Genomic DNA, 26,635 nt, shown 5'->3' with positions numbered 1-26,635 from the left:
TATTCAAAAATTATGATATGTTTATTCGGAAACCAAAAAGGAGGCGTTGGAAAAAGTACGCTTACCGTTCTGTCAGGAAATTACCTGAGCCTGGCTAAACAATGGCCGGTCACTATAATTGACATGGATTATCAGCAGTCAGTTTCACAGAAATACGAAAAGGCGAAAGTCCTTGAGAATGCGGAACCATATGAAGTAATCCCTTCGACGCTGGAGACTTTTCCCATGCTGAGCCCCGTGCTTACGAAAAGCAAGAATGACGCAATATTGATCGACCTGCCCGGCAAACTGGATGATGATGGTCTCCTTCCGGTGTTCAAATCCGCGGATATGGTGATTTGCCCATTCGCATATGAAGAATTTACTTTTGAATCTACAGTGCTGTTTACCGTAGTTATAAAAAAAGTGAACCCTAAAATCGATGTGGTTTTTATTCCGAACCGTATCAAGGCCAACGTCAAATTTGAGATCATGTCGGAGGTTAATGAACAGCTCTCGAAATTTGGCAGGATCACGCGGCCCTTGCCCGACAAGATCGATTTCCAGCGCATTACAACTTTTCAGATGCCATTGTCCCTGTACCCGGTTATAGCTCCGGTTCTCGAAGAAATATTTGCAGACCGCCTATGGAAAAAATGAAATCTTTAGCCAGCCAACTCCGCGAGCAAATGGCAAAAACTGCGGAGAAAGCCACGGCCGAGGCAAAAAAAACTGAAACTGAGCCATCAAAAAAGGCCACTGCCAAGAGGGAAAGAACAATTCGCAGCCCAATATTAACCGAACTAATGGAGTATGATAACAGCGATCATAAAACAATGGTTCATTTCAGGCTGGATAAGGAGTCTGCCGACTTTATCAATAAATTCAAAATAGCTACAGGCGTTGACGTCACCAGGTTTGTGGCTTTCGCTGTCAGGCATTTGATCAGCAATAATCCTGAGCTAAAAACAGTAATTAAACAGTTTATTCAAAATTCAAGTTTATGAAATATGTTAAAACAGGGTTAATCCTATTGGGTAGCTGGATTGCTGTTCGAAGCGCCCTGATAGAAAAAAATATGAAATCCAAACCAGCTCCTGATCCCGGAGCATCAACCGGGGAATATGACAAGAAGGCGCCCCGCATCCTGCCGGACGACTTGATAATACCTGATGATGGCAGTATCCTTCGCACCCTATATCGATACGACAACAGCAAAAACAGGAATCTTGTCCACGTCAGGTTTGATAAACTGACCGTCGAAAGGCTTAATAAATTCAAGCTGGCCACCAAAGTAGATATGAGCAAACTGATCGCATTCGCTGTTGATCATCTTTTTGAAACCCAACCGGAACTGATCACAGTGATCCGGAATTACATGCAAAATACAATGTTATGAACTGGATAAAATTTACCGTTTGGTTATTAGGTATCTATACCTGCTATTATGCAATCCTGATTTTATGGGACCTTTTCCGGGCCAAACACACCGGACATCCCGATGATAAACAGGAACTTACTTTTATTCCTGATGATGAGCCGGTACACATGGTGCAAGATGAACCGGCTGCCTTAAGAACAGAATCTCCCGTAATAGCTTCTGGTGGTGTGTCCCTTAAAGACCTGTTTAACCTTGCCAGGGATGAATCTGTTGAATATATCAAGGCGGTCAGTTTCTGAACCACGCGTGTTAGCTTATTGACCCGCTTGCACTAACCAGCCTGCTGCTTGCTCTGATTGAGCCGACCAGGCGGTTGCTTTTATAATTTATATGTATGCCGGAATTTTCGATAAATGGCCATTAATCCAATTTGGAGCGGACTACCGCTTAAACGCCATCTATTTTGCCGGCATCATTCGGAATCTGAATGCCCTGCTTTCTTTGGCGTGTCGCTTTCGCCTGTAAAAGATTCCTGGAATATTTTCTTCTCATAGCCGAAATCCGGCTCATATGGCGCCTCAAGCCTTTTTCTTTCGGGTAATCCCGCAGGGGCGTTGTTCGTGATCTGAACGGCCCTTTACCATAGCCTGCCGTCTCCCGGCTGGCCTAAAAGATCTCCGCCTTCATTTTTTCTCCTCTTTAATGTTTACAAAAACAAAAAAGTTATGGGTACTGGCCTTGTTGCTGGCCCTTACTGCTCCTGCGTTCGCGCAAAATGGTGTGAACGGGTTGAACACCGCAACAACAACACTTAAAACCTACATTGCCCCGGTCACCAACATCACGCTCGTTATTGGCGGTATAGTTGGCATAGTGGGTGCCATCCGTGTTTATTCGAAGTGGAACTCGGGTGATCAGGACATCAACAAAGAGTTGATGGGATGGGGAGGATCAGCAGTCTTCCTGGTAGTTTCCGCATTGATCATCAAAGCTTTCTTTGGATTGTAATGGCCAGGAAATATCCGGTTTATAAGGGGCTCCAGCAGCCCCTTATTTTCAAAGGCTTCAGAGGTAAGTTTATTTACTGGGGTATTGCTTCCCTGCTGGCAGGGCTTGTATTCGGTGCCCTTACGATGACCATGATCAATATGTGGTTAGGCGCACTTGTCCTAATCGGCTTTGTCGCAGGAGGGCTCCTTTACACTGCTGCCAGACAAAAAGGCGGGCTTCATGCAAAAAACCGCACTTCAAAAATTTTTATCCTCAATCGTTATGGGCGTCAAAAACCTGTTTAATATACCCTATGCCGGCGTTGATCAAAGTGATGATTACGATCTCCTGATCGGCCTCAACGGGGAATGTTCTGTGGTCATCCGTATGGAAAATCCGGTTGTTCGGTTTTCCGCCTACCCGGCCGGCTACGAGGAATTTCATCGTCAGCTGATCAATGTTGTTAAAATCCTGGGCGATGGCTATATCCTGCAGAAGCAAGATGTGATCAGCAGGTATCCATATCGAAGTCCGCCCGCAAACGAATACCTGCAGAAACGCTACAATGCACATTTCGAAGGCCGCGAATGCCTGGAAGTAAGCACTTATCTTACCATAACCAGAATGGTAAAAAGGGGGGCTTTTTATGCCTATAATGCGCATATGCTCGCGGACTTTCGGCATGCGGTCGGGAAAGTCATCGGCATCCTCCCATCAGCCCATGCGATGCGTGAGGCTGAGCTTAACCAATTTGTCCTGCAGGTGCTCAACATGAATTTCAGTAAAGGTTCCCTGGCGCTCGACAATATTCAGCCCTCGGAAACCGAGTTGAAAATAGGGGAAAGGTCAGTGCGCTGTATCAGTCTTGTCAATATCGATCATATTGATCTCCCCATCGAGGTAACTGCACACACCGAACTGAATGAAAAGGAAAGTATGCGCGGCTTTCCGGTGGATTTGCTTTCTTTCCTGTTTAAGGTTCCCGGGGCGGATGCCATCCTGTTTAACCAGCTTATCGAAATTCCAAACCAGGTGGCGACCCTTAGAAAGCTGGAGCAGAAAAAGAAGCGCCATTCAGGGATTCCTGATCCCGCAAACCTGCTTTGCGTGGAAGATATCGATCATTTGCTGAACGATGTAGCCCGCGAGAACCAGATGCTGGTCAACTGCCATTTTAATATTGTTGTCACAGCGGGGAATTCAGCCGTCCAAAAGGCGATTAATTTTATTGAAGCGTCTTTGTTTCAGCTCGGTATCATTCCCAGCAGGAATGCTTACAATCAACTGGAACTTTTCAGGACAGCCCTGCCTGGGAATGGCGTGGAATTGAAGGATTATGACTGGTTCCTGACCACTTGTGATGCGGCCCTTTGTTTCTTTTTCAAGGAATCCCTTCCTAAAGATGAGCCCTCTGATTTTCTTCTGCGTTTTACCGACAGGCAGGGTGTGCCTATCGGGATAGATCTTTCTGATCTGCCTATGCGAACTGGGCGCATCAATAACAGGAACCGGTTCTGTTTAGGGCCTTCAGGCTCGGGTAAGTCCTTTTTTATGTCAAGCCTGATCGAACAGTATATGCTGTACAACATGGATATGGTTATCGTTGATACAGGCCATTCCTATAGCGGTCTTTGTTCCTATTATAACGGAAAGTACATCACCTATACCGATCAGAAGCCTATAACCATGAACCCTTTCCGTATCGATCAAACGGAATATAATATTGAAAAAAAGGATTTTCTGTGTACGCTGATCGGGGTAGCATGGAAAGGAGCGGACGGGGCCTTCAGTCCGGTTGAAAGGGATGTCGTCGCGAGTGTGGTCGCCGCCTATTACAGTGAGTTCTTCGCCAGGGACGGTGAATTAAGCTTTAATACTTTCTACGAGTTCGCACTGGAACATATTCCCCGGATCAGGACAGAAGAAAAGATTGTGTTTGATTTCGATGAATTTCGTTATGTGCTGAAGAAGTTTTACCGGGGCGGAGAATTCGCCACTATCCTGAATAAGGAAGCTGACCGTTCATTGTTTAACGAGCGCTTTATTGTATTTGAGATCGATAGTATCAAAGAACATAAGATCCTTTTTCCGATTGTGACCCTGATCATTATGGACGTCTTTATCCAAAAGATGCGTTACCGCTCGGACAGGCGAAAAACGCTGGTTGTCGAGGAGGCATGGAAGGCAATTGCAAGTCCGTTAATGGCTGGATACTTACTTTACCTCTATAAAACCGTTCGTAAATTCTGGGGCGAAGCTATAGTCGTCACACAGGAGCTAGGGGATATCATTGGAAATGCCGTAGTAAAAGACAGCATCATCAATAATTCGGATACAGTTTGCCTGCTGGACCAGACAAAATTTAAAGACAATTATAACGAGATCGCCGCCCTGCTCTCTATCAATGAAACGGAAAGGCGGAAAATATTTACGATCAATCAACTTGATAACACGGGAAACCGGGGACGCTTTAAGGAAGTGTACATCCGTCGTGGTGCTGTCGGTGAAGTATACGGCGTTGAAGTTTCACTGCAACAATACCTGACTTACACCACGGAGAAACCTGAGAAGTCTGCCGTTGAACGCTATGTGAGGCAATATGGATCTTACCCGGACGGACTTGACGCCTTTATCGCAGACTTCAAAAGCAGCGGGAAGTCCCTGTCTGCTTTCATTACACAAACTAATAGTATAAAAGATGGATTTTCTTAAACACATAACGGGCCTGATCCTGCTGGTAATCGTTTTAGCTCCCCGCAAAACCTGGGGGCAGGAACTCGTGGTTGACCCTGCAGTTTCCTCCGCGATCCTGATCAACTCATCCACAATTAACGGGCAACTGAACAATACCAATGATAAGCTGGACCTTATTCAAAAAGGCCAGCTTGCCGTAAGCGGCCAGCTGACTGTGGTGAATAACCTTCAAAACAAGATCTATCAAGGCCTTAGCGAAGTGTCCGCGGTAATTAATAACCTGTCCGCTATCAGGGACATTGCGCAATGCGGGGTTGATATTGTCGGAGATGTTGAGTCAGCAGTGAAACTTGCCAAATCAGACCCTGTCCTGTTGCTTTTTGCAGAACAGGGGGCCAGGGACTTTGAAGAACGCGCATCAATGCTCGCCGCCGAGGTCAGTGCCTTTGTACTCAAAGGAGGAAAAGGGAACCTGATGGATTCCGGCGAACGCGGGAAGCTGCTTAATCATATCGCCGATCACCTGCGTATTCTTCGCGGGATCGCCTATGGTATGAACCGGGCCATGTATTGGGCAAAGATCAACGGCGTATTACACTCATTGAATCCCTGGGCTGAATGGCAGAACCAGGATGTACGGATCGCTAACGAGGTATTAAGCAACGCCAAATATTTAAAACAATGAAAGAAATTAATGGAATACCGGTCATAAAAATGCTCTCGTTAATGCTGATGGCTTTAGCCGTTGACAGGATAGATGTTTTCGCCCAGAAAAAAGTACTGGATATCCCGGCGCTTCATCAGCTTGTAGGGCAGTCGGAATCGGAGAATAAGCTTCAGGTCAAAGCTAAAAATGAACAGGCCCTGTTATCAGCGAATGAACAGGCTAACCTCACGCTCCTGGACAAAACGAAGGTTATGTACCGCACTTTGCAGCAACGTTATAACGTCCTCGGCACAGCGATCAATGTAGCGGATATCGGCATCTATGCCACACCGATGGTCAACCGGATCATCAGTAACCAGGCAATGATCCTGCATTTGGTGGATCAAAACCCGGCACTGATCGCGGTAGGCTATCAATCCGCCTTACAATTTGCCTCCCAGGCCAGGAGCCTTATAGCATACCTAACAGGCCTTTCGCTCTCTATAGGTGATGTAAACCAGATGAAAATATCCGATCGCAAAATTCTATTTGACTATGTACTATCCGAATTAAGCAAGATCCAGGACCTGTCAGAGAACATGCTGAATATGATGCAGTATTCCAGTCTTGCCTCGTTTTTAAGAGCTGCAAACCCTTTTCAGGATTTCATCGATGCGGACGAAAGTGTTGCCCGCGATATTATACAGAATGCCAAATACTTACACCCATGAGATTAAAAGTCACTTTAATTATGGCCTTGTTCCTAGTAACAAGTTCAGTGATTTCGGTACAAGGCCAAAAAGCAGTTTTTGACAAGCAGCATTTAGCTGCGGTTAATCAGAATGGTCTCGCCCGGAGTAGCGCGGAAGCCGCCCATGAACAATATCTGAGCGCCATCAATGAACATATCACTGACCTTAATACCAATGTTGGTTCGGTGATCATCGCCCAAACTATGATCTATGAAGGTTTGTCAAATGTTAACTCTGCCCTCAAAAATGGTCTCGCCGTCCGCAATATCGCTTCTATTATAGCCGATATGTCCGGATACATTGAGCAGGCACTTAACCTGGCGAAGGGCGAGCCCTACCTGTTGGCCTTTGCAGGCAATATGACCGCCGAGATGCGATCGAGAGCGCTTGTCTTGGCATCCGAAGTGTCCGGCTATATCTTAAAAGAAGGGGATAACATCCTCGCTGACTATAACTCCCGTGACCAACTGCTCCGGAAGGTAATTGCCCAACTTCAGATTCTGGACGGACTGGCTTATGGGACATGGAAATCGATGTATTGGGCAAAACAACGTGGTATCATCGCGGCTGCAACCCCATTTCCCGGCTGGATCAGTCAGGATAAATTATATGTCAGTCAGATCATTCAAAACGCTAAATATTTACACCAATGAAGTATATCATACTTATCCTGATCGCTTTCTTGACGAATAAGCACTGCCTGGCGCAGAAAAAAGTCAATGATGAAAGTGTTCGCTACCAGCAACAGCGCATGGTTTACCTCCAGTGGGACCAGAATAAATTTACGCCAAAAGCAGGTTTTCTCAGCCTAAATCCGCTCTACTGGCTAACATGGGGCCTTTTCCATCCTGACTATCATAAGACAGACCTGCGCCCGCTGAGCGTCAACGGTCCGCAGACCCAGCGACTGGCGCTGGTTGCTGCCATGAACAGCACAGACGGTAAATACAAGATACAGTCCGATACCATCCGCAACACCGCGCTGGCGGAAATCACCAACCAGTCAGGTTTACTTTCTGACGTCGATCTGTTATGGCAATTGTACTATAGCAACGAACTTAAACCGGTGCTGAATTATACCAGCGCATCCATTCTTGCGGGGCTCTCTTCCGAAGTAAGCGAAAGGGTGGTAGCTGAAGGCCTCTTTGATTGGTATAAAAATGAACTCGATATGTTGAAAGAACGGATCGAAGGAGCGCGTTCGGCCACCATCGACCGGGGAGCCCGTATCCTCGCGTACCACAGATACCTCTTGGAATACCGGCGGCTTGCAGGGGTGTGGGCGATCCGGACATCCTCGGCCCGCGCTGCGATCAGCATGACTAATCAGCAGCAGCACATTCAGGCTGGCCGGGTGACGGTCAGCAACTGGACTCCTGATACCGACGTCCGGATCGCTAAACAAGTTTTACAGCATCTTCAATGAAAAAGAAAGTAACCCTTTTAATCCTTTTCTGCCTTGCCATGGTTCAAGTTTTCGGGCAGACACCAAGTACATCCGATAAAACGAAGACGTTACAATATCTTCAGGGCGATGGTGTATATGAATCCGGTATCATGACGTTTTTGAAAGGCTTCAAAGGCAGCATATGGAGCCATTTCGATCTCTTTATTAATGATGCCAAGGCGCTCGCCGCGATATTTATGATCATCTTTTTCGCTATTCGGTCTTATGAAATGATGGCAGGGGATAAACAATTGGAAATAATGCCCTTGCTGAGGCCATTTGGTTTGTCTATGGTAATCCTCTGGTGGGGACCGTTTACCCAAATGATCGCTTTTCCAACAGAACTGGTAGCGAACCAGACCGAAGAAATGTTCAATAGTGAGCAGGCGATTGTCGACAACCTGCGCGTTAACAGGTCAGCACTAATGCTGGCCGTAGCTAACTCCTTGTACACCTTCCAGGCGCAAACCGAGGTTGCGGAGAAAGAGAGTGATACCTGGTATGGGGAGGCATGGGATTCCGTTACCAGCACGGTTAAGGAAGGGATCAGCAATGTTGTTTCTCCTTTGCTTGAACTGAAGAACCGGCTTACGGTAGGTATGCAGCTCTTGTTCACGCAATTGCTGGAACTACTTGGAATATGGATACTCCGGCTCGCGGTTTATGTGATCTTCATGATCCAGATCATTTATTCTTCGATCCTGATCATGCTCGGACCTTTTGCTGTCGCCGCAAGTATCCTTCCGGCCTTCCGTGATAGCTTCAGCACATGGATCGCCCGGTTTATATCGGTCAACTTGTACAGCGGTATTGCTTACCTGATCATGTACATCTGTGGCTTAATGCAGGAGTATGCATTGAAATCGGAGATCAGCAAATACACGGAACTGGTAGGAGAGAACGGGCTCAATGCAAATCTCGAAAAAATGGCCTGGTTTGCAGGCAACGGGGTACTTTCCTTTGGTACTGTCATCATTGTTTTCCTGATCGGAGCGATTTGCATGTTTACCGTACCAAGTATCTCCACTTGGATCATCTCAACGTCCGGGATCAGCTCCGCCACGTCGACTTTTGCCCGAAGTGCAGGTACAGTTACCGGAGCCGCCAGAAAAGCCGCAGGTAGCTTCTTTTGAGTCAGGCTTCCTTCGCCGAATCCTGATTTTTCTTGCATCGTATGCCATTTCATCCACTTCCAGGGCCGCTTCTTTTCAGGCCCTTTTTTACATAAAATTAAATTATGATCATCAAAAATATCGAGGCCAAAATCCGGCTTGCGACATTCATTGCCGCGGGAAGCCTGTTTACTTCTCTTATGATTGTCGGTATGAACTTCTTTTACGCATTCAGGCTTGTATCCAACGCTCAGAAAACCATTTACATACTGGATAACAATATTCCCATACTGGCGAGGCAGACTGATGTACAGATGAACCGGCCCGCAGAGTACAGGGCTGACGTCGATCTCTTTCATTCCTTGTTTTTTTCACTGACACCGGATGATAATTACATGGAATACCAGATGAAAAAAGCGATGTACCTGGTGGATGAGTCCGGGATGCTACAGTACAATAACCTGAAAGAGAACGGCTTCTTTAATTCTATCCTTTCCTCCAGCTCGGTTCTTACCCTGCAGACGGATTCTATTGTTGTCAATATGCCTAAACAATATTTCCGCTTCTATGGAAAGCTGAAAATCGATCGCCGTAGTTCTACCGTGGTACGGTCCCTCATTACAGAAGGTAACCTAAAGGATATACCAAGAAGTGATCATAACCCGCACGGTGTTTTAATTACCAACTGGAAAACGCTCGAAAATAAAGATTTACAGGATGTTGAGAAGAATTCGTTCTAACAGGGATCCCAGGGACACCCTGTACAGCGAACTCAGAAGGGAGTTCGGTACTTATTTCCAGGCTGGGGAAGTGGCTGTTAAGCGATTATCAGTAGCATATCCGAAGTTTTTGTTCAGCTGTATGATTGTTTTGATCATCCTGTCATTCCTGTTGTCCTTTACCCTTTTTCGCCACTCTTCAGAAAAAAAAGTACACCAGCCGGTGACAAGGGGAGTGCAGCAGGGCTTCGATCGGATCACGGGCATAGCTACATCGATACGGCAGGCCCTGGAACTCAGGCGGGTGGTCGATAGCCTCTCGGCAAAAAAACAGCTGACCCCAACAGACAGTGTTTTGCTGGACAGTACACTTGACCGTCTCTCCAGGTTAAAACAATCTTTAAAATGAAAATTTATGAAAATCAACTTTAAACAGCCCAAATATGTGTTGCCTGCTATATTGCTGCCCTTTCTCTGCTTTTTCTTTTATATCTGGCAGAGCAGTTCACCAAGCCCTGAAAAGGTAGTTAAGGAGCCAACAGGCTTTAATGGTACGGTGGGCAATGTGTCCGCTGATATTAGCAGGAAGCAGCTTTCCGATAAGTTGGACGCTTACCGTAATGCCTATAAGGAAGCTAATGGTGTTACCGCCGTGGGGATAATCCCCAAAGAAAATTCATCTGACCCTGCATTCGACAACAATACTGCAGATCGCAGCAAGCAACTGCTTGATTCGATGCAGCTTGCCCTCAAAAAAACTCATGTTTTACCGGATAAGACTGGCTGGCCTCGCAATGATCAGGTTATGGCCACGGCATTAGAGGACATGGGCAGGGCACGATCAGGTGTGCCTGCTTCGCGCCCCGCACATGAACAGGACCCAATGGAAATCTTTCGTCAGCAAATGGCAATTATGGATAGCATTTCCAGGCAAAATGATCCCGGTTACAAAGATGAGGTGAAGAAAAAACAGGCAGCGGAAGCCATAGCCAGGCGGCAGGACGAGCAGGTCAGACTCCCGGTCAGCAAGGCAGATTCTTTATCGGAGGATTTTAATACCATACTCCCTGAAAAAACACCATCGCTGATCAGTGCCGTTATAGATGAAAATCTGACCGGATATGCCGGCTCCCGGATAAGGATCAGGCTACTGGAAGATATCCGGGCAGGGAATAACCTGGTGGCTAAGGGAACTTACCTTTATGCCCTCATCAGCGGTTTTTCGGAACAACGGGTTACGCTGTCCATCACTTCTATCTTATATCATGGTAAGATACTGCCGGTAAAACTGGACGTCTACGACATGGACGGCATGCCCGGCCTTTATATACCATCCTCCGCATTTCGCGATTTTACTAAAGATCTCGGCGGTAATACGGTACAGGGCTTCTCCATTGACGGCAGCACAGGAAACAACCAATTCCTGATGAGCTCTGTCAGTAAAATGTTCCAGTCCACATCTTCTGCCATTGCTGAAGTGATCCGTAAAAACAAGGCTAAACTGAAATACAACTCGTACTTGTTTATTGTTGACCCGGATACTTTGCTTAGCGCTCAGAAAAACGAAGAGGTCCTGTCCGGCAGGAAAATGCCCCAAAAGTTTTAATCGGGAATGCCCCTTATTTATCCGAACATTTAATACTGTTTTTTTATGAAAAATATAATTTTCTTCGTTTTGACGTTGTTTGCATCGGTATGCCTTGCGCAGGACAAGCTCCCGCTCGTATACTTGCCTGTAAAGGCCACGATCCATTTTATCTCTCCAGAGCCGATCCAGTATGTGGATATTTCCAGCAAACAGCTCGCCGGGGATCTCCCCCTAAAAAATGTACTCCGCCTGAAGCTCCGGGACACGTCAAAATTTTTCGATAGCGCGATCCTGACCGTGGCAGGTGAAAAGTTTATTGCACAGTACCGTTTAGTTCCCGGTTACGCCGGAGTGCCCACCGAAATTGAAATTCTTCCGCCTGACACACATCCGCTGGATATTTCGGGAATCGGCTTTTCGCAAAATCAGCTTAGGTCAATGGCAACCAACCTGATTTCCGCCAAGGCTGGAAAACCCAGGGAAAGCGCAACTGCTTATGGGATCCATGGGCTGGTCAACCATATTTACAGTGTCGGGGATTACCTGTTCCTGGACATTGCTTATCGTAATAAAACCCGAATCAAGTACGATATCGCCGATTTTCACTTCAGCATAGAAGATAAGAAAATCGCCAAAGCGGCCAATAGCCAGTCGATCCCCATCGTTCCGGAGCTGGAGTTGTATAACATTCCCGCTTTTTCCAGGAATTACAGGAATGTTTTCGTGCTCAGGAAACTGTCCATCCCAGGAAATAAAGTCCTAAAGGTCGAGCTCAGTGAAAAACAAGTCTCCGGCCGTGTTTTGACGCTGTCCATACCTTACCAGGATATCCTTGATGCAGATGCCCTGCCCAATTAATTGATCTTAGCTTATGACTGATCTTTTAGCTTATACTTATGTAAAACTGGTGCTTGAACAGGAATTTCCGGTCAGATATCTTGGCTTAATAAACGGGCACAATCTGCATTACGAACTCACCAGTATGATAGAATTATGCGCGCCGCTGCTAATCGGACTTGAAGAGGACGACCCTTTCCTCAGATACGAACTGATCGGTATCATAGCGGTCTACCTGCAGGAACTGGAGCCGGATAACTAGATCCCGCGCTTTAGCTTCTGCTCGATCGGCCACCCGCAGTTGCCGGTGGTCCGTTATATCTCCAACCTCTTATTTCATGGAGGAAACGCGTGAACAACAAAAACTGCATGGTTTTTTTCAATGCGGCATTTATGTCTCTATTTTGCTGGAAGCAGCTGTTTTTATATACCCGGATGCACCTTTCTGGGGAATTTTTCATACGCCATTAAATAAGCTTAGCCACCTTGTTTTTTACTCAACGCTCCTCTACAGCAAATTGGCAACCATGGGACTCATTTGCCTGGTCAGTGTGGGGACGCTGGCAAAAAAGAAAATAGATTTCGATCCCAAAACTTATATCATTTATCCCCTAACGACAGGCTTGTTATTGTTTTTTGGGAGCATGGTATTTCTTGGGCGCGCTTCGCCTCTTGTATTTGCCTATACATCAAGGTATGATTTGCTGTACCTGTGTTGTTCTTTTATCGGGGCAATAATGATGAGCACAGCGATGGACAATGTTTCAAAGCTGATCAGATCGGGACTTGGTAAGGACAAATGGAACTCGGAAGCGGAAAGCTTCATGCAGCCGGTCAAGAAAATCGAAACACCCTATTCGGTTAATATTCCGATGCTCTTTTACTACGGGGGAAGGGTCCGAAAAGGCTGGATCAATATCTGCAATGTCTATAGATCTGTGATGCTTATCGGGACGCCGGGAAGCGGAAAATCATTTAGTATCGTCAACCCCTTTATCAGGCAGCTGATTTTCAAACAGTTCTCTATATGCCTGTACGATGTGAAGTTTCCTGATCTCGGCCAGATCGCTTATTACCACTACCTCCTTGGTAAACAAAACGGCAGGCTGAAAGGCTTTACTTTTCATGTGATCAATCTTAACGACATGGAGAAAAGCCGCCGCATTAATCCCTGGCGGTCGGACTATATCCGGTCACTGGCCGACGCCGCTGAAACGGCCGAGGCACTGGTGGAAGCCCTAAAAAAAGGTGACCGCTCGGGAGGAAGTGATCAGTTTTTCACCCAGTCGGCGATTAATTTCCTGGCTTCTTGCATCTATTTTATGAGTAAGTACAGAGGAGGTATCTACTCAAGCTTTCCTCATGTACTGGCATTGCTGAATCGATCTTACGAGGAGATATTCAATGCCCTGGTTTCTGAACCGGAACTCAAATCGTTGCTTTCACCGTTCATGACGGCCTATGATGCCAAGGCATTTAATCAACTGGAAGGACAAATCGGCACGCTCAAGATCTTTATCAGCCGCCTGGCAACCAAGGAAACTTACTGGGTATTCTCCGGGGACGATTTTAACCTGAAAATATCTGATAAAAAAAGTCCGGGTATCCTCGTATTGGCAAATGACCCCAATACGCAAAATATAAATTCGGCCTGTTATTCCATTGTCATCAACCGCCTCACCAAGCTGATCAACACGAAAGGAAATAACCCCTCAGCCCTGATCGTTGACGAAATGCCTACGCTGTTTGTACACCGGGTTGAAAACCTCATCGCTACAGCGAGAAGCAATAAGGTTGCCGTATTGATGGGCCTGCAGGAACTGCCCCAATTTCAACAGCAATATGGGAAAGATACGGCTGCTACGATAACTGCCGTGGTCGGCACGGTACTTTCCGGTTCTGTCAGGAACAAGGAGACGCTGGACTGGCTCGAACGCCTGCTCGGGAAATCCAAACAGATCGGGGAGGGGCTTTCTATCGATCGCAATAAAACATCAACCTCCCTTAACGAAAAACTTGAAGCGCTGATTCCGGCAGGAAAGATTGCATCTCTTAATGCGGGTGAACTGGTTGGTATGGTCGCAGCCGACGTCAAAGAAGCATATACCGGGAAATTTGAGACTTCGGCGATAAACTGCCGGGTTAATCTCAATCTCAAAGAAATCCGAAAAGAGGAGCAGGCTTACCGGCCGTTGCCATCGTTCTACGATTTCAACGGAAAAACAGATGAAAAGCTGCGTCGCAATTTCGACAGGATCAGCCGTGAAATCCAGGAAATGGTCGTGTCCTTCAAGCCCCCGGCTACTTCGGGAATGGTAAAAACTACACTGAATTAAAATGATACCAGATCCTGAATTGAATGGAAAGATAGTGATGATGAACCCAAAGATGTGGGCGCAACACGCGGATGAAGCCGGCGTTATCGGTCAAATAACCAAAGCGGATGCCTTCCGTGACGATTTCTTCGTGGATTACGGCGGGGCGAGCGAACATTGGCATGGTGCGAATGCCCTCCTTGCATTAAGAAAATCTACGGAGATCTATGATCTGCTCCGGGATAAGCCGCATACGCTATCCGTAAATGACTTCAAAGACCTTAAAAATATAGCGCTCCTCCTAGACTATGGAACAAAAAAGCATCATCGCACAGCGATGGAACTGGTACTCAAAAATGAGCATATCCGTGATGCTGCCACTATCAGGCTGGACTTGTTGCTTGGGATTGACCGTCAGCCGGGTATGGAACGTTGAACACCCCGCAGCACCTGATCGCCACCTCTCATCGACAAATTAAAAACACAAAGTAATGAAGAACGAAATTCTGAACGGCACTCCCGTACTGGTAAGGCCAGCACCGGAAAATGATGCTGGACAATCAACTGCGCTCATCGGCGTGTTGACCTATATCAGGTCCGCCTCTGAAAACTATGTTCGTTTTCCGGGCGGAGGTGAAGCTTACTACCAGACGGACGAAATATCTAAACTAAAAGATAAGCAAGAGGTATTCAATGATCTGAATAAGAACGGTTCATCAATGGAAGTCGCCGATTTCAAAGCGATGTATAAGGTGATGCTCCTCCAGGACAGGGGAACTTCTCAGGCCTTATTTGCCGCACTTGCCATCGCCCGTGATAACCCTGGAATGCAGGGCCGGGTCCTTGAACCGCTGATACCTCAACAAAAGCAGGAAATAGGCACCGCCGTTGACCGATGAAACCTTATGTATGCATTTTAATGCTTTGCCTTCCGCTAAGACATCTGCATATCAATTCTGCCTTTGGCTATCGCTTAAACCCGGTGACCGGAAAGTATCAGCTACATGGAGGAGTTGACCTTCACGCCCGCCAGGATACGGTGTTCGCGATCCTTAACGGCACTGTGCGGTCCGCCGGCTTTAATAATGGCCTGGGATTTAACGTTTGCCTGCAACACGGAAATATTCAATCTACCTACGGTCATCTCAGGGAGATCATGGTCGGTACTTCGGATAGCGTCAGGGCGGGACAACCCATCGGCATTACCGGTTACTCAGGACGGGTTACCGGTGAACACCTGCACTTCAGCCTGAAATATAAAGGAAGACTGATCGATCCCATCAATTTTTTATATGAATTGCTAATCAAAAACGAAAATGAGCAAAAACTTCAAAGCACTTCCTGTTCAGCTTTCAGAAAAGCTGATCACGGAAATTAAAGAGGGTAACTCCCTTTTTCAGAAACCGGTAAAGGAAAATGGCATGCCAGCCTTTGTAAAACCGTTTAATCCCTCAACCGGTAAGGGCTACAGCGCCATGAATGCGCTAATCCTGGGCATGAAACGGTACGATGATCCACGATGGCTAACTGCCGATGCTGCAAGATTTGCCGGAAGCTGGGTCAGGGAAGGAGAGAAGGGTACGATGATTGAGTTCCAGAAAACCAGTGATATACAAGCAATACGGACAGCCGAAGGACAAAAGATCAAGGATGGCGCAGGAGTTACACAAACGAAAACCGTGGAATTCGACAAACCTCAGTCCACCAAATCCTTTCTCTTCAATGCAGAACAAATGAAGGACGTTACACCTCTGAAGGACTTTTTGGACAGGCAAGAGCAGGGCGATACACTTACACCTTTGCAGAAAGCGGAAAAATTGATAGCGGACAGCAAAGCTGTAATCATCGAGGGCGGACAGGAAGCTTATTATGACAAAATAAGGGATGCCATATTCGTGCCGGAAAAAAGCCATTTTGAAAATGAGACCAAATATGCCCAGGCGGTGATCCACCAGCTCGGACATTGGGCCGGGCATGAAAGCCGCCTTAACAGGCCAATGGAGGGTAAATTCGGTTCAATGGAATACGCCAAGGAGGAAATGCGGGCGGCCATCGCAGCTATTATCATCGGGGGAGAACTCAAAGTCGGTCATAACTTCGGCCATCAGGCTGCTTACATGAACAATTTTACTAAGATCCTCAGGGAGGAGCCATTCGAAATTGCCAAAGCTGCACGCGATGCGCAGAAAACCGCTAACCTGCTCTTGGGAACCAACCTGAAACGCGAACAGAGACAGCAGGCAGATGTCACTTTTAAACAGGGGGACCGGATCGATTATATGGACACTACCTATAAAGTACTGGAAACCTATAAAAATAAAAGCATTCGCGTGGAGGATAGCGATGGTGCACGTAAAACGCTGAAACCCGACTATGGCCTTTATAAAGCGCTCCTGGAAGCTAAACGGGATCCTCAGGGTAACGGTCAGGCCATTGATCAGACAAAAGCACAATCAACAACTACTGAACAAGAATTTCAACTGGAAAGATAGATGAACCTCTTAAATTTCAAAGAAAAGGATCTTCCGGTCAAAGACCTGGAAACCATTGGCCTCGCATCAGATGGCCAGCTACTGTTAAATGTTGACGACCTGAAAGCATTACTTTCCGGCCGCCGTACGGAACTACTTGAATTGCATGACCTCCAGGCTGAAAATCTTAAGATCAAGTCCCTGCATGCCAAGGTGTCCCTGAAGATGAACGAGAACGGAAAGACCGACCTGATGATACACCCGATATACCACACGCCTTTAATACCTGATTTCCTGACAGGGAATGAAGCGCAGCTTTTAGAGAAGGGGGAGGTGCAAAACCTCCTGCGGATATTGCAGGACGATAAAGGGAATAAAACGGAATTGCTGGTCGAGTATGATGCAGAGACCAGGGAGTTCATTGTCTCGGATACGGAAAAGATCCTTGTTCCGGATATGGTAAACAATGAATTCCTGACACCCGCCCAAAAAGAAAATTACAGGAAAGGAAAAGAAGTGCAGATCGCCGACGGCACGAGGTTTAACTATTCTGGAACCGATCGCCAGGGCATTCGTTCAGACAGGCTTTCGCTTGTAGCCTCTATCCTGATGGATGGGGGACTTTCATATATGATCTACAAAGGCCTCAATGCCTTGTTCAACAAAAAACGGGATGAGAAGACAGCCGGAAGGCTGAGCCCCGGATATTACGCTGCAATAAGGGATGTGGAAGATCAAAGGCCCGGTCCTCCAAACCAGGTGGAACGCTCTTATTCCCGCAACGGATTTTCGCGCTGATGTCACTCTCCCTTTCGGGCTTCGAAATTCCCACGGAAGTCCGCTGCTTTTTTGCTTTGACAGCCGAGGCCGTTTTTGACTATGGCGATGACAGGGAATCTTTCGACGAAAAAGGTCATCGGGTTCCTACCACACGAAATGCATGGATAGGCGGAAGCCGGTTTGCGCCGACTTTGATCGTCGTTCATTCGGTTGTGGAAGCTATCGCAATGCTGACCATTAACTTTCAACGCTTCGGCAATCTTAGCGATTTAGCAGTGATCTCCCTGGGAACGCGGGTGTGTAGAGAACAAATCGATTGGATCAGGCAGGCTTTTCCGCGGCGAAAAATCGTCCTGGCCTTCGGTAATGACCTGGCTGCCCGGATAACAGATATCAAAGTTTCCGCCTGGCTTCAGCAAGGTCAAGTGCGCATAAGCTGCCGTGATCAGCTGATCACCATTTCAAGGAATGAACACATTCGTTTTTTTGATACGGAATCACTGAGCCTGGCAGCTTATAAGCGCATGTTCGGTATCAGGAATAATTACCGGACAATGAAACCGAAACTCTTCAATACATTTTTAGAACAACTCAAAGATCATGCAGATAGAAGATATACATATTAGGCCGGCGAAGATTTTCGCATTTATGAAAGCACTTCCATATTTGCTTACCGCGATAGCATTGTTGTTTTCGGCATGGCGATTCTCCCCCTGTTTAATTTGGTTGAGCCTCGCAGCCTGCGTTGTAGCCCTTTACAAACTCTGCCTGATCCGCTGCCGCCGTTTCCTGATCTCCGGTGAATTCATCCGGGTAACAACAGGAATTCTTTTTAAACGCACCGATCAGCTGGAGATGTTCAGGATTAAAGATTTTATTGTTACACAATCTTTGCTGTTCCAGATCTTTAAACTTATGGACCTGACTTTAATAACAACTGATGCCACCAGCAAAATTTGCCGGTTGACCGGTATACCAGCATCTGATCTTTTAGATACCATAAGAATGCGGGTTCAGGATGCCAGAAAGAATAATGCCATTTGGGAAATAGTAGATTAAAACTTGGTTGTTACTAAGTTATTTAGTAAATTTATCACATTGATTTATGAAAGCGATTATCAGAAATGTTTTATTGGCCTGCCTGATTTCTACTTTTGCGTTATTTGGCGCGCTTGGGAATAGTCAGCACACCCGCGTTCATAGTAAACAAACTGTTATTGCAAAACATCATGAGCCGTTTATGTCTGAAAGAAGAAAGGAAACATTGACCTGTCTTTCAGTTGCGATTCTTGCCTGGGTATTCTGCTTCTGGCGATGTGCTGCCATTAACCGCAGGCTTGCCATAGAGAGGGAATATCAGCGCAGATTCAATGACTACATGCGCAACTCCGCATTTTACCGCCAGTTTTAAATCCATGTTTTTCGGTGGTTTAGCGTATTTTTCGGTCGAAGCCATTTAAGATTACCTTACAGACGAAAATCTTTCCAGTAAACCAAGTTGTTTTTTTAAAACAATTTCTCTTTTCCATGCTTAATGTCATTGCGATTAAAATGCATTTCCTTATATATTCGCAAACTATGCTGGAGCCTGTTCACCTCGAAAACGACACATTACTTATACAATCTTTTAACGCTCTCGATTTTCAACGATGGCCTGGTATGGTAAGCGATATTTATGCGATCCTTTCCGATAACCAGTCTTTGAAATACCTGCCGTTTAAGAGACTAAACTCTATCGATGACGCGGATACGCTATTGAAAAATGCTTTAATAAGCTTTCATTGCGGAAGAAATTACCTACATTTTATTCGTAAAAAGGAAGACGGCCGCATCATTGGAATTATTGATGTCATTTCGCCTGACCTGGCCAGGGAACATTACGATTTAAAGCAGTATCCACATTTTATTGAATTTTGTCTTAAAACTGAATACGCCAGCAAAAAACTGATGTCATCACTTTTGCCGTTGTTCCTGGATTCGCTTATCAGCCAGCAAGTTGGCGATATAGCGGCTGTTGTAAACAGGATGAACATTGCCGCTCAAAAAGTCTTGAAACGTTCCGGCTTTAGCTACCATAACTTTTTTGATCCTACGCAGGATATTTACCGTTTTCAGCCAGCAAAATTTATTGCAGCTTAACCTGTAAATAGAACTTTAATAACTACTCACTTGTACTCACCAATGTCCAGGCCTGAGCTTAAGGCTCTGTTTCTGGTGATTTCGCTTTTATGCGTCCCCGGATTTCGGGTGGTGGTGGCTTATTCACTGCATGTGCGACAAACTTATCCTCATCCGTCTCCAGTTAATCCGGATGGTTCTTATCCGTGCTGTTGACAGCTGGCCAATTCTTTATTTTATCAAAATGGGTGGAAAAAGAAAAATCACTCCGTCTTCGGGCGAGAACAAACGCATTTATCGAAAAAAGGTCCGCCTGGATCTTGACGAACAAATTGCAACACATTTTACAGAAAATGAGTTGGAAAAAGAGACAGAATTGCTAAATTTAATAGCAGAAATAATTGTAAATGCGACTTTAAGAGAATTATATGAAACGGGCAATTAGATATTTACGATTTAGTCATTTAGGACAAAGCAATGGCTCAATCGAACGTCAGGAGCTGTATACCGATCAGTGGGTCAATAATAACAATGTTCTACTCGTGGATACTTTCATAGATAGGGGACATAGTGCCAAGACTTTCGACCGGCCTGACTTTAAAAAGCTTCAGGAATTTATTAAAAAGCATCAGGGGCACGTTGATTACTTGATCGTAGATCAGTTAGATCGCTTCAGCCGGGATGCGGGAGAGGCAATGACGCTCGTTAAAAATTATCAGCGGCAATATCGTATTCAGATAGTGAGCGTTACTGAGGGCATAATCTTCGACTACGACACTCCGGGCAGCTATTTCAGAACAGGTTTACAACTGTTACTTGCGGAGGAAGATAATATCAACCGAAGTATTAAAATCCGGGGCGGAAACTATACTGCCAGAGCTAAGGAAGGGCGCTTCCTTAGTAACCTGCCTCCTTTTGGATATCGAAAAGTTGGAGAAGGAAAAGATCGAACGCTCGAAATAGATGAGGAGCAAGCCAAAGTGGTACACTTTATATATCAATCCTTTTTGAGAGATGTTCCTTTGGTAATCATCAAAGAGCAATCGAAAACGATGGGTTTCAACAGAAGAGGAAATTCTGCGGTCGAGAAACTTTTGGCCAACCCTGTATACGCAGGAATGGTGCGCGCGAAACCGTTCAAAGAACATCCCGGAGGCTTATTTCCTGCCCGGCATGAGCCGCTAATTGACAAAATGACCTGGCAGATCGTTCAGCAGAAATTGGAAAAGCCGGATAGAAGTAAAAAAACATTAAGCGATGAAATGCCATTAAGGGGTATTCTTAAATGCCACTGCGGTCAACCACTCAGCGGTGCTCCGTCCAGGGGAAAAGCCGGCAACTGGTACTATTACTATAAATGCAAACATTCGAAGCATAATAATATAAGTGCGATTAAGGCCCACGATAAGTTTCAACAAATCCTTGAGTATATCAGCCTGTCCAGCGAGCAAATTAACAGGATCAAAAACACTGCTGATGAATCGTTAGAAAACAGGCTCAAAGAACAACGGGAAACCATTGACCATAAGAAATCAGAGCTGGCAACACTCGAAGAAAAACTACATTCAGTGGAAGAAAAATGGATTAGTAATCAAATCGGTCGTGACACGTATGAACGTTGGTCGTCAACTTATAATACCGAGATATTTACAATTAAGGCTTACATAGAGCGGTATGCCCGGAACCAGGATCAGGGTTATAAAATTCTGAAGAAGCATCTACATCAATTAGGAGACCTGAAATCGATTTATAATCAGTCTGATACCATTGAGAAAAGAGTTTTGGTTTCTAAGGTGTTCGACAGCAATTTGTACTACAAAAACGGTATCTATCGAACACCTACACTGTTACCTGTTCTTGCACATAACGAGCTGATAATGAGAGATAAAGAGTTGTTGATAATAGACAAAAAAAGGGATTTTCCTGAGAAAATCCCTTCGGGTGGAGCCGGAGGGATTCGAACCCTCGTCCAAACATGGTATAAGGTAAGCTTTCTACATGCTTAGCTTCTGTTTAATTGTAGGGAAGGGGAAGGTCAGTCGCTTACCTGTACCGTCTTCCTTAGGTGCTTTATCTTACCCGCTTATCACACCCTAAGCAGGCCAGTTTCATCTTTCGATGCCCCGATTGCCGATCCGATGAAACGGAAAACCGGCGGGACAAAAGCTATGCTAATTCTAAATTAGGCAGCTAAGGCGTAGTTATTTTCGCCATTTGTAAGTTTGAGCGTTCAGATTAAAGCGCTAATTCACCCAACGCGCTGCATGCTTACCTACTTATCTCCATCCTGTCAATTCCGGTCGACCCCATTTTTTGAGTTTGTATTAGCCGAATAGGCAGTTGCAGTAAAGCGGTTACAAATATACGGAAATAGTTTGCAGTTTTAAGCAGGCAGTTTGCCGTATTAATAAATTAAGAAACTGCCTGGCGCAGCAGCCTGTTACAAACTGCCAACTGATAACTGCTCACTGCTAACCGTTCTGCCCGGATAAACTTTCAATGCTTCCTCCAAACAAATCATTGCTTTTTTAAGGTCGCTGTTATTTAAAACGTATGCCATACGCACTTCATTTAATCCTGCGCCGGGTGTGCTGTAAAAGCCTGTGGCAGGGGCCATCATCACAGTTTCGTTGTTGAGGCTGAAGCATTCAAGCATCCATTGGCAAAACTTGTCGGCATTGTCAATAGGTAGTTTGGCAACCACATAAAAAGCCCCGCCCGGATTAGGACAATAAACGCCATCCATTTTGTTCAGTGCACTAACAAGCGTGTTGCGCCTGCTGGTGTATTCTTTATTTACGGCTTCAAAATAGCTATCCGGAGTATCAACTGCAGCTTCGCCGGCAATTTGTTCAACCATGCCTGCGCTTAAACGGGCCTGGGCAAATTTTAAAGCCGTGGCACGCAACTCTTTATTTTTAGTGATCAGGCAGCCTAACCGGGCACCGCACGCGCTATAGCGTTTGCTTACTGTATCCAGTATTACAACGTTTTCTTCAAGTCCATCCATGTGCACCGGTGATATAAATGAACGGCCATCATAGCAAAACTCGCGGTAAGCTTCGTCCGAAAAAAGGTAAAGGTCATGCTTTAAAACCAGTTGCTTCAATGCTTCCATCTCTTCTTTTGAGTATAAATACCCGGTAGGATTGTTAGGATTGCATATAATGATGGCCCTGGTTTTATCCGTTATCAGCTTTTCAAATTCGCTGATAGGAGGGAGCGCGAAACCATTATCAATGTATGACAATATAGGCTTAACCACAACATCGCCCTGGCTTGCAAATCCATTATAATTGGCATAAAAAGGCTCGGGGATGATCACTTCATCGCCCGAATCAAGACAGGCCATCATAGCAATAGTAATCGCTTCCGAGCCTCCAGTGGTAACAATAATATCCTCGGGGGTAATATTATAATCCAGCTTGTTATAATATTCAGTAAGCTTTTTGCGATAGCTTAATGTGCCTTCGCTCGGGGTATAAGCCCAAACCTTAAAATCAATATTTTTAACGGCATTCAGCATGCCATCGGGTGTAGCAATATCGGGTTGGCCGATGTTGAGATGATACACCTTTTTTCCATCCTGCTTAGCTTTATCGGCGTAAGGTGTTAACTTTCTTATCGGTGATGCGGGCATCCGTTGCCCTTTTTCAGATATTTTTGGCATCCTGCAAAATTACTAAAAATCAAAATACTGTTTTGTAAAACCTTTGTAAACGAAAAAAGACCCAAACCGGATCTTTTAAATATATTTTTAAATATCCCGATTGATATACGGGATATATCAAGCATGTAATCAGTTATTTGCTCGCCGCGGGTTTAGCTACTACTTCACCAACAATGTTCAAATATTTTTCGGGAGTTACTGCGTTTGATTTAACTACGATAGTTTTATTAAACGGAGCAGCAGCGGCAGCATTGTAAGTGATTTTGATGGTGCCTTTATCGCCGCTTTTTACAGGGGTTTTTGTATAGTCGGCAATGGTACAGCCGCAGGTTGGTCTTACTTCTGTTAAAATAAGAGGCTCTTTACCAATATTGGTAAACTCAAACACGGTAGTAACAGGAGTGCCTTGTGGTATTTTACCAAAATCATGCTTTTCTTCGTTAAATTTAAACTCAGCTTTTCCGCTATCTTGTGCTGATGCGGTGAAGGCAAAGCCTAATATTACCGCGCAAATCATTAATATCTTTTTCATACGTTATATTTGATTATTACAAATATAAAAGGTTTAATGTAATTACAAAACTATTACTCAAACTCGGGGTTTTATCTGTTAGTTTGCCTAATACAGAATAGAATTTTATACTTTTACCGTCTAAACAAAATTTTATATGCCTGAAACTACAACACGCGCTACCAGTAAATTTAATACTGCCGAGCTCAGTTTTGATGATTTCAAGAAGATTGTTATTGATGATTACCGCATTGGTTATGAGAGCCGTCAGGCCAGTTTAATAGGCCGCAGGGAAGTGCTAACGGGCAAGGCAAAGTTCGGTATTTTCGGCGACGGTAAAGAGGTTGCGCAATTGGCAATGGCCAAGGCTTTCCGCGCCGGCGACTGGCGCGCGGGCTATTACCGCGATCAAACTTTTATGTTTGCTACGGGCATGAGCAATATGAAAGAGTTTTTTGCCCAGTTATATGCTAACCCCGATATTGAAAAAGATCCGGCCTCTGGCGGCAGGCAAATGAACTGCCACTACGCTACACGTTTTGTAAATACTGATGGCAGTTGGGTTAACCAGGCTGAAACGATGAACAGTTCGTCGGATATATCAACCACCGCCGGACAAATTCCCCGCTTATTAGGTTTAGCTTACGCGTCAAAGCTATATCGCCAAAATAAAGAGCTGGATTATCTGAAACAATTTTCGGTTAATGGTAATGAAGTTGCTTTTGGCAGCGTTGGTAACGGCGCCACATCCGAAGGTTCGTTTTTTGAAACTTTCAATGCCGGGGGGGTACTACAGGTGCCTATGGCCATCTCTATTTGGGATGACGCGTATGCTATTTCTGTGCCAGCGAACCTGCAAACTACCAAAGAAGATATTTCTGAAATATTAAAAGGCTTTCAGCGCGAAAACGGAAGCAACGGTTACGAGATCTTTAAAGTGCGTGGTTGGGATTATATTGCCCTTTGTGAAACTTACGAGCGCGCCATTAATATTTGCCGTGAGGAACATGTGCCTGTGCTGATCCATGTTACCGAAATGACCCAACCACAGGGACACTCAACTTCGGGCTCACATGAACGCTATAAAAGCAGGGAACGCCTTACCTGGGAAGATGAGCACGATTGTTTGTTAAAAATGCGCGAATGGATGATCACATCGGCAATCTCGACCGAAATAGAACTGGAAGAGCTTGAAGCTGAAGCAAAAAGGTATGTACGCGAATGTCAACGTGAGGCGGCTAATGAATTGGCTGTCGTAATAAAAAGCGAAATAGAAGAAGCTGCAGCATTGATCGATGCCTTTGCCGAAACAGTGCCGGGTAAAAAAGAAGTAATATCAGCATTATCAGCTGGTTTGCGCTCCAGTATTGATGCCGGGCGTCGCGAAATTTTTTCGGCCATCCGCAAAACATTACGGTTAACTACCACCGAAAATAATGTTGAACGCCAGCTTTTAACAGAATGGTTAAAAGCTGAGAAAGCAAAAAATACCGAACGTTACAATTCAAAGCTTTTTACCGGAACTCCTGAATCGCCTCTGTATGTGCCTGTTGTGCCCGCTGTTTATAGCGATGATGCCAGGTTAATGGATGGAAGGGAAGTATTGAATGCAGCTTTCGACGCCAATTTTGCACGCGATAAAAGCATCGTTGCATTTGGTGAAGATTTGGGTGCGATAGGCGATGTTAACCAGGGCTTTGCTGGTTTACAGGCAAAATATGGCGAAATCCGCATTACAGATACGGGCATTCGCGAAACAAGTATCATAGGGCAGGGTATGGGCCTTGCTATGCGCGGCCTAAGGCCAATAGCAGAAATCCAGTACCTTGACTACCTGATCTATGCCATAACCATCATCAGTGATGATATAGCAAGTTTAAGTTACCGTACTATGGGCGGGCAAAAAGCTCCGCTTATTATCCGTACCCGGGGCCATCGTTTAGAAGGGATCTGGCATTCAGGTTCGCCAATGAGTGTTATTTTAGGGTCGATGCGCGGCTTTCATATTTGTGTGCCCCGTAACATGACCCAGGCAGCAGGTATGTATAATACGCTGTTAAGGGGCGACGAACCTGCGCTGGTAATAGAATGCCTGAACGGCTATCGCTTAAAAGAAAAATTACCCGCCAATGTCGGCGAATTTACTGTACCGCTTGGTAAAGCCGAAGTTTTGCGCGAAGGCAGCGATATTACCGTTGTATCTTATGGTTCAACGCTACGCATTGTACAGGAAGCGTCGGAAGAGCTCGCAGAAATGGGTATCAATATTGAAATTATCGATCCGCAAACTTTATACCCTTTTGATACAGAGGGTGTTTGTGGTGTTTCGTTAAAGAAAACCAGCAAGTTGCTTGTTGTTGACGAGGACTTACCGGGTGCTGGCTCAGCTTATATTCTGCAAAAAATAATGGAAGGCCAAAATGGCTATTATGCGCTTGATGCCCAGCCAAAAACGCTTACCGCAAAAGAACATAGGCCACCTTATGGTTCGGACGGAGACTACTTCAGCAAGCCTTCTGTTGATGATGTTGTTGAAATTGTTTACGCTATGATGAACGAGGCTAATCCATCGAAATATCCTGCTATTTATTAATAACATAATTACAGGTTGTTGAGATCAGTGAT

General features: G+C 45.4%; 31 protein-coding genes, 1 other RNA gene and 1 pseudogene. 30 read left to right on the top strand and 3 right to left on the bottom strand.

All coding sequences use genetic code 11. From position 1 onward, the window contains the following. The first annotated feature begins 12 nt into the window (after positions 1-12). The 29 genes and pseudogenes from IEX80_RS04745 to IEX80_RS27955 form a co-directional block, all read left to right on the top strand. Positions 13-639: a ParA family protein gene (locus tag IEX80_RS04745; protein ID WP_188832095.1), complete on the top strand. Its 627-nt coding sequence runs from the start codon at positions 13-15 to the stop codon at positions 637-639. Further along, positions 627-986: a hypothetical protein gene (locus tag IEX80_RS04740; RefSeq protein WP_188832094.1), complete on the top strand. Its 360-nt coding sequence runs from the start codon at positions 627-629 to the stop codon at positions 984-986. Before IEX80_RS04745 ends, IEX80_RS04740 begins: the two co-directional genes overlap by 13 nt. Before the next feature lie 71 nt (positions 987-1,057). Next, complete coding sequence (locus IEX80_RS04735) at positions 1,058-1,378, top strand: hypothetical protein (RefSeq protein ID WP_188832093.1); 321 nt, start codon at positions 1,058-1,060, stop codon at positions 1,376-1,378. Further along, entirely contained in the window at positions 1,375-1,659 is a 285-nt protein-coding gene (locus IEX80_RS04730) for a hypothetical protein (RefSeq protein WP_188832092.1), read from the top strand. Before IEX80_RS04735 ends, IEX80_RS04730 begins: the two co-directional genes overlap by 4 nt. A gap of 403 nt (positions 1,660-2,062) precedes the next feature. Then, positions 2,063-2,368: a DUF4134 domain-containing protein gene (locus IEX80_RS04725; protein WP_188832091.1), complete on the top strand. Its 306-nt coding sequence runs from the start codon at positions 2,063-2,065 to the stop codon at positions 2,366-2,368. Next, a complete protein-coding gene (locus tag IEX80_RS04720) occupies positions 2,368-2,655 on the top strand; it encodes a plasmid transfer protein (protein WP_188832090.1) in 288 nt (95 codons plus the stop codon). The genes IEX80_RS04725 and IEX80_RS04720 overlap by 1 nt, the downstream gene beginning before the upstream one ends. Further along, positions 2,591-5,062, top strand: a complete 2,472-nt coding sequence (locus IEX80_RS04715) for a TraG family conjugative transposon ATPase (RefSeq protein WP_229701512.1) — start codon at positions 2,591-2,593, stop codon at positions 5,060-5,062. The genes IEX80_RS04720 and IEX80_RS04715 overlap by 65 nt, the downstream gene beginning before the upstream one ends. Further along, on the top strand, positions 5,049-5,729 hold the full coding sequence (locus tag IEX80_RS04710; RefSeq protein WP_229701511.1) for a hypothetical protein: 681 nt from the start codon (positions 5,049-5,051) through the stop codon (positions 5,727-5,729). Before IEX80_RS04715 ends, IEX80_RS04710 begins: the two co-directional genes overlap by 14 nt. After that, entirely contained in the window at positions 5,726-6,421 is a 696-nt protein-coding gene (locus tag IEX80_RS04705) for a hypothetical protein (RefSeq protein WP_188832089.1), read from the top strand. The genes IEX80_RS04710 and IEX80_RS04705 overlap by 4 nt, the downstream gene beginning before the upstream one ends. Next, a complete protein-coding gene (locus tag IEX80_RS04700; RefSeq protein WP_188832088.1) occupies positions 6,418-7,095 on the top strand; it encodes a hypothetical protein in 678 nt (225 codons plus the stop codon). The genes IEX80_RS04705 and IEX80_RS04700 overlap by 4 nt, the downstream gene beginning before the upstream one ends. Then, complete coding sequence (locus IEX80_RS04695; RefSeq protein ID WP_188832087.1) at positions 7,092-7,868, top strand: hypothetical protein; 777 nt, start codon at positions 7,092-7,094, stop codon at positions 7,866-7,868. Before IEX80_RS04700 ends, IEX80_RS04695 begins: the two co-directional genes overlap by 4 nt. After that, positions 7,865-9,022 (top strand): TraJ family protein, encoded by a 1,158-nt coding sequence (locus IEX80_RS04690; RefSeq protein WP_188832086.1) that lies wholly within the window; start codon positions 7,865-7,867, stop codon positions 9,020-9,022. The genes IEX80_RS04695 and IEX80_RS04690 overlap by 4 nt, the downstream gene beginning before the upstream one ends. Positions 9,023-9,126: 104 nt before the next feature. Further along, on the top strand, positions 9,127-9,741 hold the full coding sequence (gene traK / locus IEX80_RS04685; protein ID WP_188832085.1) for a conjugative transposon protein TraK: 615 nt from the start codon (positions 9,127-9,129) through the stop codon (positions 9,739-9,741). Next, the gene (locus IEX80_RS04680; RefSeq protein WP_188832084.1) at positions 9,719-10,129 is read left to right on the top strand and encodes a hypothetical protein; all 411 of its coding nucleotides are present in this window, start codon (positions 9,719-9,721) and stop codon (positions 10,127-10,129) included. Before traK ends, IEX80_RS04680 begins: the two co-directional genes overlap by 23 nt. Before the next feature lie 6 nt (positions 10,130-10,135). Beyond that, on the top strand, positions 10,136-11,326 hold the full coding sequence (gene traM, locus IEX80_RS04675; RefSeq protein WP_188832083.1) for a conjugative transposon protein TraM: 1,191 nt from the start codon (positions 10,136-10,138) through the stop codon (positions 11,324-11,326). Between the two features lie 45 nt (positions 11,327-11,371). Continuing rightward, on the top strand, positions 11,372-12,166 hold the full coding sequence (locus tag IEX80_RS04670; protein ID WP_188832082.1) for a DUF4138 domain-containing protein: 795 nt from the start codon (positions 11,372-11,374) through the stop codon (positions 12,164-12,166). A 13-nt stretch (positions 12,167-12,179) separates the two neighbouring features. Then, on the top strand, positions 12,180-12,407 hold the full coding sequence (locus tag IEX80_RS04665; RefSeq protein WP_188832081.1) for a hypothetical protein: 228 nt from the start codon (positions 12,180-12,182) through the stop codon (positions 12,405-12,407). Positions 12,408-12,483: 76 nt separating this feature from the next. Continuing rightward, positions 12,484-14,481 (top strand): type IV secretion system DNA-binding domain-containing protein, encoded by a 1,998-nt coding sequence (locus tag IEX80_RS04660; protein ID WP_188832080.1) that lies wholly within the window; start codon positions 12,484-12,486, stop codon positions 14,479-14,481. 1 nt (position 14,482) lies between these two features. Next, the gene (locus IEX80_RS04655; protein ID WP_188832079.1) at positions 14,483-14,896 is read left to right on the top strand and encodes a hypothetical protein; all 414 of its coding nucleotides are present in this window, start codon (positions 14,483-14,485) and stop codon (positions 14,894-14,896) included. A 55-nt stretch (positions 14,897-14,951) separates the two neighbouring features. After that, positions 14,952-15,359, top strand: a complete 408-nt coding sequence (locus IEX80_RS04650; RefSeq protein WP_188832078.1) for a hypothetical protein — start codon at positions 14,952-14,954, stop codon at positions 15,357-15,359. Beyond that, positions 15,356-15,838, top strand: a complete 483-nt coding sequence (locus IEX80_RS04645; protein ID WP_188832077.1) for a M23 family metallopeptidase — start codon at positions 15,356-15,358, stop codon at positions 15,836-15,838. Before IEX80_RS04650 ends, IEX80_RS04645 begins: the two co-directional genes overlap by 4 nt. Continuing rightward, positions 15,777-16,952, top strand: coding sequence for a zincin-like metallopeptidase domain-containing protein (locus tag IEX80_RS04640; RefSeq protein WP_188832076.1), 1,176 nt, complete (start codon positions 15,777-15,779; stop codon positions 16,950-16,952). Before IEX80_RS04645 ends, IEX80_RS04640 begins: the two co-directional genes overlap by 62 nt. Further along, a complete protein-coding gene (locus IEX80_RS04635) occupies positions 16,953-17,729 on the top strand; it encodes a DUF4099 domain-containing protein (RefSeq protein WP_188832075.1) in 777 nt (258 codons plus the stop codon). Beyond that, on the top strand, positions 17,729-18,337 hold the full coding sequence (locus tag IEX80_RS04630) for a toprim domain-containing protein (RefSeq protein ID WP_188832074.1): 609 nt from the start codon (positions 17,729-17,731) through the stop codon (positions 18,335-18,337). Before IEX80_RS04635 ends, IEX80_RS04630 begins: the two co-directional genes overlap by 1 nt. 22 nt (positions 18,338-18,359) lie before the next feature. Then, the gene (locus IEX80_RS04625) at positions 18,360-18,770 is read left to right on the top strand and encodes a PH domain-containing protein (protein ID WP_188832073.1); all 411 of its coding nucleotides are present in this window, start codon (positions 18,360-18,362) and stop codon (positions 18,768-18,770) included. Between the two features lie 46 nt (positions 18,771-18,816). Continuing rightward, positions 18,817-19,122 (top strand): hypothetical protein, encoded by a 306-nt coding sequence (locus IEX80_RS04620; protein WP_188832072.1) that lies wholly within the window; start codon positions 18,817-18,819, stop codon positions 19,120-19,122. 140 nt (positions 19,123-19,262) lie between these two features. Next, on the top strand, positions 19,263-19,850 hold the full coding sequence (locus tag IEX80_RS04615; protein ID WP_188832071.1) for a GNAT family N-acetyltransferase: 588 nt from the start codon (positions 19,263-19,265) through the stop codon (positions 19,848-19,850). A gap of 172 nt (positions 19,851-20,022) precedes the next feature. Then, the gene (locus IEX80_RS04610) at positions 20,023-20,274 is read left to right on the top strand and encodes a hypothetical protein (RefSeq protein ID WP_188832070.1); all 252 of its coding nucleotides are present in this window, start codon (positions 20,023-20,025) and stop codon (positions 20,272-20,274) included. After that, positions 20,258-21,046, top strand: a pseudogene (locus IEX80_RS27955) (recombinase family protein); the annotation flags it as partial. The gene IEX80_RS04610 and the pseudogene IEX80_RS27955, both read left to right, overlap by 17 nt. 722 nt (positions 21,047-21,768) lie before the next feature. On the opposite strand, the gene ssrA reads toward IEX80_RS27955, so the two are convergent. The 3 genes from ssrA to IEX80_RS04590 form a co-directional block, all read right to left on the bottom strand. After that, positions 21,769-22,137, bottom strand: a transfer-messenger RNA (tmRNA) gene (gene ssrA / locus IEX80_RS04600). A gap of 132 nt (positions 22,138-22,269) precedes the next feature. Further along, positions 22,270-23,499, bottom strand: coding sequence for a pyridoxal phosphate-dependent aminotransferase (locus IEX80_RS04595; RefSeq protein WP_188832069.1), 1,230 nt, complete (start codon positions 23,497-23,499; stop codon positions 22,270-22,272). A gap of 133 nt (positions 23,500-23,632) precedes the next feature. Beyond that, the gene (locus IEX80_RS04590) at positions 23,633-24,031 is read right to left on the bottom strand and encodes a DUF1573 domain-containing protein (RefSeq protein WP_090525844.1); all 399 of its coding nucleotides are present in this window, start codon (positions 24,029-24,031) and stop codon (positions 23,633-23,635) included. 136 nt (positions 24,032-24,167) lie between these two features. Here IEX80_RS04590 and IEX80_RS04585 point away from each other — a divergent pair, with 136 nt between their 5' ends. Next, positions 24,168-26,603, top strand: a complete 2,436-nt coding sequence (locus tag IEX80_RS04585) for an alpha-ketoacid dehydrogenase subunit alpha/beta (protein ID WP_090525843.1) — start codon at positions 24,168-24,170, stop codon at positions 26,601-26,603. Positions 26,604-26,635: the final 32 nt, after the last annotated feature.

It is taken from the genome of Mucilaginibacter rubeus (genome assembly GCF_014643835.1).
Classification (GTDB): Bacteria; Bacteroidota; Bacteroidia; order Sphingobacteriales; family Sphingobacteriaceae; genus Mucilaginibacter; species Mucilaginibacter rubeus.
This window is presented reverse-complemented; position numbering and strand designations above follow the sequence as displayed.

Coding starts and splice junctions, on each gene's coding strand:
- IEX80_RS04745 (WP_188832095.1), top strand. CDS start 13: ATGATATGTTTATTCGGAAACCAAAAAGGAGGCGTTGGAAAAAGTACG.
- IEX80_RS04740 (WP_188832094.1), top strand. CDS start 627: ATGGAAAAAATGAAATCTTTAGCCAGCCAACTCCGCGAGCAAATGGCA.
- IEX80_RS04735 (WP_188832093.1), top strand. CDS start 1,058: ATGAAATCCAAACCAGCTCCTGATCCCGGAGCATCAACCGGGGAATAT.
- IEX80_RS04730 (WP_188832092.1), top strand. CDS start 1,375: ATGAACTGGATAAAATTTACCGTTTGGTTATTAGGTATCTATACCTGC.
- IEX80_RS04725 (WP_188832091.1), top strand. CDS start 2,063: ATGTTTACAAAAACAAAAAAGTTATGGGTACTGGCCTTGTTGCTGGCC.
- IEX80_RS04720 (WP_188832090.1), top strand. CDS start 2,368: ATGGCCAGGAAATATCCGGTTTATAAGGGGCTCCAGCAGCCCCTTATT.
- IEX80_RS04715 (WP_229701512.1), top strand. CDS start 2,591: ATGCAAAAAACCGCACTTCAAAAATTTTTATCCTCAATCGTTATGGGC.
- IEX80_RS04710 (WP_229701511.1), top strand. CDS start 5,049: ATGGATTTTCTTAAACACATAACGGGCCTGATCCTGCTGGTAATCGTT.
- IEX80_RS04705 (WP_188832089.1), top strand. CDS start 5,726: ATGAAAGAAATTAATGGAATACCGGTCATAAAAATGCTCTCGTTAATG.
- IEX80_RS04700 (WP_188832088.1), top strand. CDS start 6,418: ATGAGATTAAAAGTCACTTTAATTATGGCCTTGTTCCTAGTAACAAGT.
- IEX80_RS04695 (WP_188832087.1), top strand. CDS start 7,092: ATGAAGTATATCATACTTATCCTGATCGCTTTCTTGACGAATAAGCAC.
- IEX80_RS04690 (WP_188832086.1), top strand. CDS start 7,865: ATGAAAAAGAAAGTAACCCTTTTAATCCTTTTCTGCCTTGCCATGGTT.
- traK (WP_188832085.1), top strand. CDS start 9,127: ATGATCATCAAAAATATCGAGGCCAAAATCCGGCTTGCGACATTCATT.
- IEX80_RS04680 (WP_188832084.1), top strand. CDS start 9,719: ATGTTGAGAAGAATTCGTTCTAACAGGGATCCCAGGGACACCCTGTAC.
- traM (WP_188832083.1), top strand. CDS start 10,136: ATGAAAATCAACTTTAAACAGCCCAAATATGTGTTGCCTGCTATATTG.
- IEX80_RS04670 (WP_188832082.1), top strand. CDS start 11,372: ATGAAAAATATAATTTTCTTCGTTTTGACGTTGTTTGCATCGGTATGC.
- IEX80_RS04665 (WP_188832081.1), top strand. CDS start 12,180: ATGACTGATCTTTTAGCTTATACTTATGTAAAACTGGTGCTTGAACAG.
- IEX80_RS04660 (WP_188832080.1), top strand. CDS start 12,484: ATGGAGGAAACGCGTGAACAACAAAAACTGCATGGTTTTTTTCAATGC.
- IEX80_RS04655 (WP_188832079.1), top strand. CDS start 14,483: ATGATACCAGATCCTGAATTGAATGGAAAGATAGTGATGATGAACCCA.
- IEX80_RS04650 (WP_188832078.1), top strand. CDS start 14,952: ATGAAGAACGAAATTCTGAACGGCACTCCCGTACTGGTAAGGCCAGCA.
- IEX80_RS04645 (WP_188832077.1), top strand. CDS start 15,356: ATGAAACCTTATGTATGCATTTTAATGCTTTGCCTTCCGCTAAGACAT.
- IEX80_RS04640 (WP_188832076.1), top strand. CDS start 15,777: ATGAGCAAAAACTTCAAAGCACTTCCTGTTCAGCTTTCAGAAAAGCTG.
- IEX80_RS04635 (WP_188832075.1), top strand. CDS start 16,953: ATGAACCTCTTAAATTTCAAAGAAAAGGATCTTCCGGTCAAAGACCTG.
- IEX80_RS04630 (WP_188832074.1), top strand. CDS start 17,729: ATGTCACTCTCCCTTTCGGGCTTCGAAATTCCCACGGAAGTCCGCTGC.
- IEX80_RS04625 (WP_188832073.1), top strand. CDS start 18,360: ATGAAAGCACTTCCATATTTGCTTACCGCGATAGCATTGTTGTTTTCG.
- IEX80_RS04620 (WP_188832072.1), top strand. CDS start 18,817: ATGAAAGCGATTATCAGAAATGTTTTATTGGCCTGCCTGATTTCTACT.
- IEX80_RS04615 (WP_188832071.1), top strand. CDS start 19,263: ATGCATTTCCTTATATATTCGCAAACTATGCTGGAGCCTGTTCACCTC.
- IEX80_RS04610 (WP_188832070.1), top strand. CDS start 20,023: ATGGTTCTTATCCGTGCTGTTGACAGCTGGCCAATTCTTTATTTTATC.
- IEX80_RS04595 (WP_188832069.1), bottom strand. CDS start 23,499: ATGCCAAAAATATCTGAAAAAGGGCAACGGATGCCCGCATCACCGATA.
- IEX80_RS04590 (WP_090525844.1), bottom strand. CDS start 24,031: ATGAAAAAGATATTAATGATTTGCGCGGTAATATTAGGCTTTGCCTTC.
- IEX80_RS04585 (WP_090525843.1), top strand. CDS start 24,168: ATGCCTGAAACTACAACACGCGCTACCAGTAAATTTAATACTGCCGAG.